Raw genomic sequence first — 9502 nt, 5'->3', positions numbered from 1 at the left:
TGATGACCATAGCGAGTCGGTACCACCCCTTCCCATCCCGAACAGGACCGTGAAACGACTCCACGCCGATGATAGTGCGGATTGCCCGTGTGAAAGTAGGTAATCGTCAGGCTCCCTAGCAGAAAACAGAAACCCCACCCTAAAAGGTGGGGTTTCTGTCGTTTACGGCGTGGAAGAAATCACAACCAAGTACTCAACGTCCACCGCCGTCATCGCCCAACTATTCGTTCTTACTCGACAACGACTGCGCCAGTTCCCCGGCCTTCAGCGAGCTCATCAGCGACATCAGCGTATTGATCGCATTGCCGCCGCTGTCCCCACCTAACTGGATCTGTGGAACGAGCGGCACACGCGACGTTTCGAACGCTTCGGCCAAACGCAGCATCACCGTTTGCATCAGTTGCTTGTCGGCGCCTTCACCCTGCAGCGCTTCCGACTTCGCCTTGATCGCCGAAGCTTCCGCTTCACCGACCGCCTTGATCGCCGATGCGCGACCTGAGCCCTCCATCTCCTGCCTGAACTTATCCGCTTGCGCGAGCGCTTCGATTTCCTGACGACGCTTTTCAGCGGCCTTCACCGCGGCCGAGCCCTGGTTCTCCTTGATCGATACGTCGACCAACGAACCCGTCAGTTCCTTCTGTTTCGCCGCACGCTGTTCCGCTTCGTTCAGTTCGCGCTGCTTGTCTGCGGCGATCTGTTTCTGCGCGAACGTTTCGACCTGTTCGCGCGCGATCTGCCGGTCGCGCAACTGCGCCATGATGTTCTCGATCTGCGTGTCACCGGCTTGCGGCTTCGGTGTGCCGATCAGCACTTCCTCGAACTCCAGCGAATACGCCTTGAAGCGCTCACGCATCTCACTCGACGCATTGCCCTGCAATTCGCTGCGCGACTGGATCAGTTCGATAAACGTCCGCGTTTGCGAGACGTTCTTGAAGTACGACGACACCATCGGATCGAGTGTCTGCTCAACCAGTTGCTCGATATTGCCGAAGCGCTGCACGACGAGCGGCGCCTTGCGATAGTCGATGTGCACAACCACCGACAACGGCAATTGCGGTTCGAACGCGTCCTTCGTGATCAGCGTGATCTCGCGCAGATTCGAGTCGAAATTAGAACCGCTCTCGCCCGCTTTCCAGAGCAACACGAAGTTGGTGGTCGGGACGAATTCGATCTTGCCGGCGTACGGGTTGAACGCGTACTTGCCGGGCATCAGCGGTTCGCTCCAGACGCCACGGCAACCGGTCTTGACCAGCTCGCCATGACTGTAGTCGCTGCCCGAGAGGTCGTCGCCGCGACGGCCCGTGTACGACACGACTACGCCCACGAAGCCGACCGGAACGATGGTCTTCGTCAGAAACTCAACCGTCGCGAAGAGCCGGTTGATGTAGTAAGTGCCTTCCACCAGCACACGTTCCTGACGACCGCGACGTCCACCCGCCGCGAGAAACTTTTTCGGCTCCTGAAACGCGTTGTGCAGATCACCGACGTCGGGTGCGAGCAATTCGTCCACGCGCAGACCCGGGCCATCCTGCACCGTCACCACGGCGATCTGATCGGAACCATGGGCGCCCGTGACCTCCTTGATCACGACCGGCGTGAAGGCGCTGCGCTCGTCGAGCACGTCGCGCATGCGGGCGTAGTAGGCGCGTTCTTCCGGCGCCATCGACAGTGAATAGGTCGTGTCCTCCGTCATGACGACGAACAGCGCCGGATTCAGAATGTGCGTGCCCTCACGCAGCACCTTGCGCTGCGGACCCTTCTGGCCGCCATGTTCGAGAAACGCGCGGACGTCGCGGAAATCGTCGACGGTGGCATTGTCGGCGAGCGTCTGGCCCGCCGGCAGATCGACCCCGTCACGCGCGAAGACGTAGCCGATCTTGCCTTGCGTGACCGACACCATCGGCCGGATATGAACGCGATACTGGAATGGCGTGAAGAAGTGAAAGCCGCCGCGGCGCACGTCAGGTTGAAAACCCGCTTCGCCATGCAAGGCGAGCAGGCCGACCTGCACGGATCCTTGCGCACTCCAGATCTTTTCGATGACACCGATCGCGTCGTTCGGAATATAGCGAACGGCCCCCGACAGCCAGACGCCGACCACCGCGAGCAATCCGATGACGAGTAAAACGATCAACGGAACCAGTAAGCTCATGGATAAAAACGTGTGCATGTTATTGGACTCTTTTTAGCGTGGTACTTCGAATACCCGAGCGTCATCATTCGCGGTCCGTGCTTCTGATAGCACGAGCGCGACGCAAGGGTCCAGGCACTACAGTGTGAAAAAGACGTAGAGCGACGTCAGCCGTCGAGCGGCGTAGTGGGATTTCTATCCCGACGCCTGGAGAGAGCAGGATGGCCTGTAATGGCGAGCACGATACGCCACGGAGGCTGTGGCGCGGACCATTGCATAGTCACGCAATTAACCGTGCGACTCAGCAACGCAAAATGCGTTGCTGCATGAGGCAGGAGAAAGGAGAGGGGAGCCAATGCGCGCAGCGCGCGGGACTCAATCCCATCACGCGTGGCGTCGTGCTCGACGAAGCTCAGGAACCAGACAAACGGTGCTGCCGTAGCGACTTGCAAGATTTCAGCGACCTTCCGCGGATTGCTAATCTGATGGAATTCTATGCCTCGCGATGCGCGAATGTCCAAGTAATTTTAGATGACACCCCGGCTTTTAGAGGAAGGCTTCATGAAGAATCCGCAACGCATAAATTCATAAGAAATACCCCCTGCGGAAAAAGACGAGACAGAGCGGCGCCGCCTGATCGACCTGAACCTGTCACATGGATCTGGTTTGCTTGGCAGGTGTTTTACCCAGAAATAATCACCCGCCACAACTACCACTGCGTGAAGCCGGACTAAGTGCAAATAACAATGGAGTCCCTGGCAAATTTCAGTGTAACTTTGCTAAGCTTAATGTTCCTGATGCCGATAACACAGTCAGCCACGCCGCTGGCACGGTGAAGTGCGCAACTGCGAAAGAGCATTTTCGCAAAACCAATTAATAAGCATAAAAAAATATATTACTGCCGTAACCATTCCGGTGCATGTGATTGGAATGACACGACGGTTATTGAAAGTCACCGAAGACAGAGTATCCGGATTGCATGAGTGAATGCACGGTAGGCCCCATGCGAATCGCATAGGGCGACCGTGTCGGGCGTCGTATCGCCGGTTCGCTCTGCGGCTAAAGAAGTCCTACCGCTTGTCATCATGATGTGGAGGCCGTGCCCGGGGGCGCGTCATATGATGAAGTTCGATACTCAACCTTCGTCGAGTGAGTCGCGCACGTGCGCGCACGCTCAGGACGACGCCACGTTCATCGGCTCGTCGATGGCATTCCGCCAGTTGGTGCGGATGATCGACCGCGTGGCGCCCACTCATCATGCGTTATTGATCATGGGGCCCACGGGCTCGGGCAAGGAGTTGGTGGCACGGCGCATCCACGCGCTCGGCCTGAATCGCGACGAACCGTTCGTCGACGTCAATTGCGGTGCGATTCCCGAACACCTGGTCGAGGCCGAACTGTTCGGCCACGTGAAGGGCGCGTTCACCGGCGCGTCCGATCATCGCGAAGGTCTGCTTCGGCAGGTCGGGCAGGGCACGCTCTTTCTCGACGAGATCGGCGAGTTGCCGTTGACGCTGCAACCGAAACTGTTGCGAGCCCTGGAAACGCGCAGCTTCCGACCGGTCGGTTCATCGGTCAACGTGCGCTTCGAAGGGCGCGTGGTGGCCGCGACGCATCGCGATCTGCGCCACGCGGTTCACGAAGGACGCTTCCGCGAAGACCTGTTCTATCGCCTCGCGGTGTTCGTGCTCAACGTGCCGGGTCTCGACCAGCGTGCCGACGACATCCCATTGCTCGTCGCTCATTTCGCCGCGCAGCAAACGCGTGTGATCGAATTCACGCCGACGGCGATCCGTTGTCTCTGCCAGCAGGCGTGGCCCGGTCATATCCGCCAGTTGCGCAATCTGATCAGCCAGTTGAGCGTGCTCGCGGAGCGCACGCGGATCGACGCCGACATGTTGACGCCGTTTCTGCTCACCGGCGCGGTCGACACGAACTCGCGCGTCGCCCTGGCGGATCAGCTCATGCAACTCGACGGTTGCGACAAACTGGCGGCAGCGGAAAACCTGCTGATCGATCGCGCGCTCGAACGCACGTCGAACAACAAGAGCGCCGCCGCGGTGCTGTTGGGCGTGAGTCGCAAGACGATCGAGCGCAGGCAGAAGGCGCGTGAAGAACGGCACCACGCGGCGCGCGATTGTCTGGCGCAGGCCGACACCCTGGTCAACGCATCGCAATTCCAGGAGGCCATTCCGCTATTGCGCCGCTGTCTCGATCTGTTGCTCAAGAGCAATGGTCCGGACGACACGCGTCATCTGCAGTTCGAAGCCTATCGCATGCTCGGGGTGAGCCTGCGCAGCGTGTACGGCTGGCTGCATGCCGAAGCGACCGCGTGTTATCTGGCCGCGCTAACCGCGGGTCAAGGCGTGTGCGACGAGGACGAACTGGCGTCGGTGCGCTTCGGCGTGTGGACGACCCAACTGACGACGCTGCAACTGACCGAGGCCCGCGCGACCGCGCAGAACCTGCTGCAACAGGCGCAAGGCATGGGCCGGCAGGCAACGCTCGACGAAGCGCACATCGCGATGGTCAACACGCTGTTCTGGCTGGGCGACAGCGAAGAGGCGCTGGCCTGTCTCACGCGCGGAGAATTGACCGGCATCGGCCGCAAGGATCGGCGCATCGGCGTTCAGGGCCTCGATCTGGCGGGCCTCGCCTTAACGTTCGAAGGCCTCGCCGGCTTCCAGATCGGCGCGGTCGACAACGCGCGCCGGTCGATGGAAATGCTGATCGCCCGCACCTCGGACGGCAACGATCATGCGCTCGGCCACGTGCTCGATCTGCAGGGCGCGGCGTGGCTCGCGTTCCTCTTCAACGAAATCGACCGGCTCGGCGAGCTGGCCAGTGAACTGGACGCGGTGTCCAAAGTGGCGGGTTTCACGTTCTATCGCGGCGTGGGCAAAGTGTTCCGCGCGTGTTACCTCAGCGCGCGCGGTTCGCTCGACGAGGCTCAGGCCACGCTGCTGGACGGCTATGACAATCACATGGCGAACAACGGCGGTGCGTTGTTCTATTCGTTCAAGACCTGGCAGCACGGCGAACTGCTGTTGCGCGCGGGACGTCCGCAGGCGTGCGAGATGCTGCTCGCCGGCGCGCTCGATGAAGTGATCGAACGGCAGGAGCGCGTTTATCTCGGCGAACTGCTGATCGTCAGGGCGCGCGCGCAATGGGCCCTGGGCGACATGACGGAAGCCGAGCAGGGCCTGCGCAGCGCGATCTCCACCGCGCGCGCGCTGGGTTCCGTGCCGGCGCGCATCGCCGCCTCGACCTATCTGGCCGACCTGCTCAACCAGACCGGACGCCGTACCGACGCCGTCGACGTGCTTGAGCGCGCGCTGCGCGCCGAGTCTTCCGCCCGCCCGGCGCCCGGCGCGATGCGCGCGCTTCGCCTGCTGGCCGAATTACGCAATACCGATTCCCTCCAACCGCAAAAAAAAGGAATGGCACATGGCCTATGAACTCGGTCCACAGGATTTGGAACCCTTGCTGCTCGGGGGCGCTTTCTTCGGCAGCGGCGGCGGCGGTACGGTCGAGTCGGCGCGTCATCTGGCCGCGCATTTTCGCAAGGGCGACTACTACCCGCGCGAGACCGTCAACGTCGTGACGGTCGAAGAAGCGTCGGGCCCCGACGCGTTGGGAGACGCCGTCATGGTGGCCTATCTCGGCGCGCCGGAAGCGATCAACTCGGCAACCTATCCGACGGGCCCCGTGCTGGCCGTGCAGAGCGTGCAGGAGCGGCTGGCGGCACAAGGTCGCAAGCTGGCCTACATCGCGCCGCCGGAGAGCGGCGCGCTGGGTTTTAGCGTGGCGTGTCTGGTGGCCGCGAAGCTGGGCCTCTCGGTGATCGACGCCGACGGCGCCGGCCGCGCCGTGCCCTCGCTGCCCATGCTCACGTATGCCGCTCGCGAAATCGATCCGCGGCCGGCCTATCTCGTGAGCCAGGGCGGACTGAACGTCGAACTGAACGTGACGCCGCGCCACACCCATACGAGCGGCGGCACGTCGCATCAGCGCGATGTGTCGGCCATCGTCGAACAGATGATCCGGCCGATCGTCGGCGATCCGGAATTCAACCAGTTCGGCGGCCTCGCAATGTGGGTGATGACGCCGGCCGAACTCGGCGGTGCGATGCCGATTCGCGGCACGCTGACCCGTGCGTTGACGCTGGGCCGTGCGCTCGGCGCAGGCCGGGTCCGCAACGTGCCGCAGATGATCGCGTGGCTCGCCGAGCATGGCGGCGTCTCGGCGCGTGCGATCTCCGAGCCCGGCGAACTGGTGTCGGCCAAGGTGGACACGAGTGGCGGATTCGACGTGGGCAAGATCGGCATCAAGGCGGGACAACATACCTATACCGTGGTCTATCAGAACGAATCGCTGATCGCGTGGGACAGCCGCCGTCCGCAGCCTATCGTGCTGGCGCCGGACAGCGTCGCGTATTTTGTCGAAGGCGACGGTCAGTCGATTTTCACCAACGGCGATCTGGTGATGGAGGATGGTTCGCTCAACCCGGTGGTCGGCAAGCGCAAGGTGACGCTGATCGGCTGGGAAGCCGAAGCGCCGCTGACCGTGCCCGGTGGCCTGATACTCGAGAGTTTCCTTGAGCTGCTTGAGCCGCTTGGCTATCTCGGCCCTTACGTGCCGGTGGGCAAGCTTCAATCGGCTCCGCTTCGGGGAGAATTGTCTTGAGCGCGCCGCTTCGTATTTGCGTCCTCGTGCCGGTTGCGACGAACCAGTTCAACGATCGCATCATGAAGGCCGTTGCGCCCGTCGTGCCGCCCGACGTTCAGGTCGAGGTGCGCAATATCACCAGCGGCCACCCGTGTATCGAGAATCGCACCAACTGGCTCGAAAACGGCATGCCGGTCGTGACACTCGCACGCCAGATCGCGAAGGAAGGTTTCGACGGCATCTGGCTGACTGACTTCGATATGGCGGGTGTCGAAGCGGCCAGAGAGGTGATCGACATTCCGATCATCGGCGGGTTTCCGACCTCGGCGTTCGCGGCGTTGATGCTCAGCCAGCGCTTTTCGATCATCACGATTCTGCAAAGCACGCTCGCCATGCAGCGGGGTCATCCGCAGAGCTATGGACTGCAGGATAACTTTGCGTCGATTCGCGCGATCAATTGCCCGGTGGATCAACTCGATAACACCGACGTGGTGGTCGCCAAGACCTTCGAGCAGGCCATGAAGGCGATCAACGACGACGGCGCGCAATCCATCCTGCTCGGCTGCACCGGTTTCGTCGATGTGGCGAGCCGCGTGGGCGCGCTGCTCGAGGAAGCGCTGGGAGCTTACGTGCCGGTGATCGATCCCAATCACGCCGGTTTCAGCTTGCTCGTTTCGCTGGTGCGGATGCGGGTCCGCCCGAGCCGGCTGACTTATAGCAAGTACGTCATTCCGTCCTGACGCTTTCCTGAAATTTTCCTGAAGCGTAGCGTGTCCAGAGCATCCGGCTCGGGGGAACCCCCCTGACCCGGATGCTTTGTCGTTGACGGCGCTCGCCGAATACGAGTGGACGAAATCGTCCACTACGTCGCCCACAAAAAGGACGCCTCCGTCCACTGCCCACGCTCCGGAATCGATCAACTCCTGTCACGCGGCGTGTCGCTGCGTTGGCATATGGCTTGCATAGTGTCTGCCGCGTCCGAGGCAAGCCGGGTTCGCCGGCGCGAACATAAAAAACGTCGCGCTCTCTGCTATGGCGTCATTTCGTTAAGTGAGGAAGAACATGAGTCAAGAAGCTCAGCATCCCATCACACCGTACGGTGTGGCGATTCACCGGGCCGTGTCGGAAGGCGATCTGGCGAAGATGAAGGCCTTGCTGACCCAGGCCGAAGCGATCTTGCAACAGCAAGGCAATCTCGCTGCCGCGGTCGACGTGCTCAAGCTGGAGATCGCGAAGCTCGAGCGCAAGTGATCCGTCGTTGTCGTTCATCGCCGTTCACCGTCGTTTAACCACCCACCAGGAAAACAGCATGGCTACCCTTCCCCGTATTGGCCTATTCCCGGCCCGCTATGTCGTCGGCACCGGATTGCCGGGCGCGCCGACACTCACGCTCGGACTTCTGGTCGATACGCCCCGGCGCACCGTCGTCGGCGGCGCATCGATCACGCAGGCGGTGAATCCGCCGCTCGATTTTCATGCCGACACGTGGGGCACCTTCACGTATATGGCGCTGATGCCGCCGTCCGAGACGCGCATCCTGGTGGTCCTGCAGGGCAACACCGGCGGCCCGGAATCGAACTCGATCACGACCTTCCGCCTGCATCTGGTGTTGAACAGCGATTGGCAAAACGGCGTCGCCAACTACAGCTATCTGAACGACGGCCGCTGGCTTGAAGTCTCCAACGTGCCGGCGCGGCTCGATCCGGAATTCGTGCCGCTCGAACCCGGTCCGGTGATGCCGAGCAACCCGCATGGCGGTCCGACGCCGCTGTACGGCGTGAGCATTCAGCATGCGCTGGCAAGCGGCGATCTCGCCCATATGAAGACGCTGGCGACTTTCGCGCAACAGCAACTCGACAGCCGCGAAAGTATTCAGACCGGCCTGAGCGACCTCAAGGCGGAAATCGCCCGGCTCGAAGCCGCTCGCTAACGCTGGCTCGTCACGCTTCGCTACCCCTTGTTCACAGGAGTTATCGCCATGACTGTCGGTCTTTTCCCGGTTAATCTGCGCGTCGCGACGCCCGCGATCGGCGCGCCCGTTCTCACACTGTCCCTGCTCGTCAACACGCCGGCCAAGCGGGTGAGCGGTGTGGCCCGCATCTATCAGTCGACCTATCCGCCGCTGGAATTCCATGCGGACGTCTGGGGCAATTACAGCCAGCTTCAACTGGCGCCCGGCACCGATCCGGTCATCGTCCTGACCTTGTCGGGCAATCCGTCGGGACCGACCAGCGGTCTCGCGGAGACCTTCCAGTTTCACGGCGTGCTGAAGAGCAACTGGCAGTCGGGACAGGCCGGCTACAAGTACTTCGACAACCAGCGCTGGCACGACGTCGAACACGCGATCGTCACGCTCACCGGCGCACTGCAGCCGCACGAGCCGAGCCAGCCGGTCGCGCCGCTCTATGGCGTGGGTTTGCAGCAGGCGAAGGCATCCGGCGATCTGAGCCAGATGAAGTCGCTGGCGCGCCAGGCTGAACAGCAGCTTGCCGACGCCGGCAACATTCAGAGCGAGCTGACCAAACTGAATGCCGAGATCGCCCGGCTGGAAGGCCGTGCCTGATTGACGGCAACAGGCGTAGGCGCTTTGGGGCGCCTGCCTTCCCGGCGACGTAGCGATGCAGCGATGCAGCGACGTAGCGACGCAAGTGCGCAACGCCGTGCGTCGCCGGGAAGGGGCGGTTAAGCAGCGGTGCAGTCGCG

At 62.0% G+C, this 9502-nt stretch carries 7 protein-coding genes and 1 rRNA gene; 7 read left to right on the top strand and 1 reads right to left on the bottom strand.

What is annotated here, in order from left to right; translation table 11 throughout:
- Positions 1 to 112: ribosomal RNA gene (gene rrf / locus HWY05_RS35750) — 5S ribosomal RNA — on the top strand; the annotation flags it as partial.
- A 108-nt stretch (positions 113 to 220) separates the two neighbouring features.
- On the opposite strand, the gene HWY05_RS35745 is transcribed toward rrf, so the two are convergent.
- On the bottom strand, positions 221 to 2152 hold the full coding sequence (locus HWY05_RS35745) for an SPFH domain-containing protein (protein ID WP_244146788.1): 1932 nt from the start codon (positions 2150 to 2152) through the stop codon (positions 221 to 223).
- A gap of 1184 nt (positions 2153 to 3336) precedes the next feature.
- Between HWY05_RS35745 and HWY05_RS35740 the strand changes: the two genes are divergently transcribed.
- The 6 genes from HWY05_RS35740 (at position 3337) to HWY05_RS35715 (ending at position 9362) form a co-directional block, all read left to right on the top strand.
- Positions 3337 to 5589 carry a sigma-54 dependent transcriptional regulator gene (locus tag HWY05_RS35740; RefSeq protein WP_231585128.1) on the top strand — a complete coding sequence of 751 codons (2253 nt, stop codon included), beginning with the start codon at positions 3337 to 3339 and terminating at the stop codon, positions 5587 to 5589.
- A complete protein-coding gene (locus HWY05_RS35735) occupies positions 5579 to 6817 on the top strand; it encodes a DUF917 family protein (protein WP_176061259.1) in 1239 nt (412 codons plus the stop codon). Before HWY05_RS35740 ends, HWY05_RS35735 begins: the two co-directional genes overlap by 11 nt.
- Positions 6814 to 7539 carry an aspartate/glutamate racemase family protein gene (locus HWY05_RS35730; protein ID WP_035555086.1) on the top strand — a complete coding sequence of 242 codons (726 nt, stop codon included), beginning with the start codon at positions 6814 to 6816 and terminating at the stop codon, positions 7537 to 7539. The genes HWY05_RS35735 and HWY05_RS35730 overlap by 4 nt, the downstream gene beginning before the upstream one ends.
- Positions 7540 to 7861: 322 nt before the next feature.
- Positions 7862 to 8050, top strand: a complete 189-nt coding sequence (locus HWY05_RS35725) for a DUF1843 domain-containing protein (protein ID WP_176061258.1) — start codon at positions 7862 to 7864, stop codon at positions 8048 to 8050.
- Positions 8051 to 8108: 58 nt separating this feature from the next.
- Positions 8109 to 8729 (top strand): DUF1842 domain-containing protein, encoded by a 621-nt coding sequence (locus HWY05_RS35720; protein ID WP_035555093.1) that lies wholly within the window; start codon positions 8109 to 8111, stop codon positions 8727 to 8729.
- A 48-nt stretch (positions 8730 to 8777) separates the two neighbouring features.
- Positions 8778 to 9362, top strand: a complete 585-nt coding sequence (locus tag HWY05_RS35715; RefSeq protein ID WP_176061257.1) for a DUF1842 domain-containing protein — start codon at positions 8778 to 8780, stop codon at positions 9360 to 9362.
- The last annotated feature ends 140 nt before the right edge of the window (positions 9363 to 9502 follow it).

It is taken from the genome of Paraburkholderia sp. BCC1876, from assembly GCF_902833695.1.
Classification (GTDB): Bacteria; Pseudomonadota; Gammaproteobacteria; order Burkholderiales; family Burkholderiaceae; genus Paraburkholderia.
The sequence above is the reverse complement of the archived record's forward strand: the minus strand, read 5'-3'. Positions and strand labels throughout refer to the sequence as shown.